At 56.1% G+C, this 1,171-nt stretch carries 1 protein-coding gene; it reads right to left on the bottom strand.

Annotated features, from left to right (window positions below):
* Positions 1 to 201: 201 nt before the first annotated feature.
* A partial coding sequence (locus tag OKB81_RS20415; protein ID WP_442866129.1) for a hypothetical protein occupies positions 202 to 1,171 on the bottom strand: 970 nt, incomplete at its 5' end.

Raw genomic sequence — 1,171 nt, 5'->3', positions numbered from 1 at the left:
CGTTCAGGAGACCATCATCGACGTTCTCGGCCCTCGATACCGGCAGATTTATTCATGAAGCGGGTGCGGAATGTCGGATCAATAAAATACTACGCTCGCACCAGCCAAGTCCAAGGGATAACCCTCCATCTTGAACGGCAATAAGCAAAATGGGAGCTGCCGCACAAGCGGCAGCTCTCGCCATGATTTGAGATGGGTCGGTTACTCGCCCTTATCGCCGGTGATGGCTTTGACATCGCTGAGCAGGGTGCCGAATTTGCCGCAGTTGACCTTGACCCCGTCATCGAGATCCAGCGTGATGCGCATATCTGCATGGTGTTTAAGCTGGTCATCAAAGGCGCGCAGTTCACTAAGCTGCTTGGTGAGACTGTCGATCTCTTTGCCGATGCGCTTGGCTTCCGCGGTGCTGGCTTCGGTTTGCTGCAAGCGCAAGCGTTCGATACGCCCGGCCATCTGACCGAGCAGTGGTGTCACGTATTCGGTGCGCATCCGTGGCAGGGTCGATTCGCGGTAGCGGTGCAGGTAGACCAAACACTCAAAGGCTTTCTCTTTGCCGGAGCTGAACAGCCAGTAGATCGGCCGCTTTTTGTAGGTCTTCAGGTGGTCTTTATAAAACTGGGTCGAGAGATAACGGCGCAGGGTCTCGCGGGCGGTTTCGCCGCCCTTTTTCGCAGGCTTCACCGCGTAAAGGGTCAGGCTGTCGGCGATAAAATTGAGGTTCTCTTCAAGGGTCTCTTTGCCCCAGACGGCGCTTACAAACTGCTCGATACGCGCCGCCACATCATCGCTAAACCAGTTCTCAGAGGTTAACGGCAAGATGCCATCGTCATCGGCGGCGAAGGTGGCATAGGCGCCCTCTTCCACCAGCGCCTTAAAGCCCTCGTTACCGGCATGGGCGTACACCAAGCCTTCGCGGTCAAGCGAATAACGACCCATCATGCAGCCGATGGCGTAGGAGATGAGTTCCGCGATGGTGTCAGACTGCAAGCGCGCCTCGCGCTCTTCATCGGTCAGATTGCCGCCATAGCGATAGTGCGGGTTACATGTCAGGGTGATTTCCGACAAGGGAACATCAGGGGTCAGCTCATCCTGCAGGGGCCTTGTTGCACAAATCGGGGAACTATCTAGCCAAGTGGTGATCTGATCTCCCGGATCAATCACCGAGCACAGT

The organism is Aeromonas sp. QDB56, assembly GCF_027705505.1.
In the GTDB taxonomy this organism is placed as follows: domain Bacteria; phylum Pseudomonadota; class Gammaproteobacteria; order Enterobacterales; family Aeromonadaceae; genus Aeromonas; species Aeromonas caviae.
This window is presented reverse-complemented; position numbering and strand designations above follow the sequence as displayed.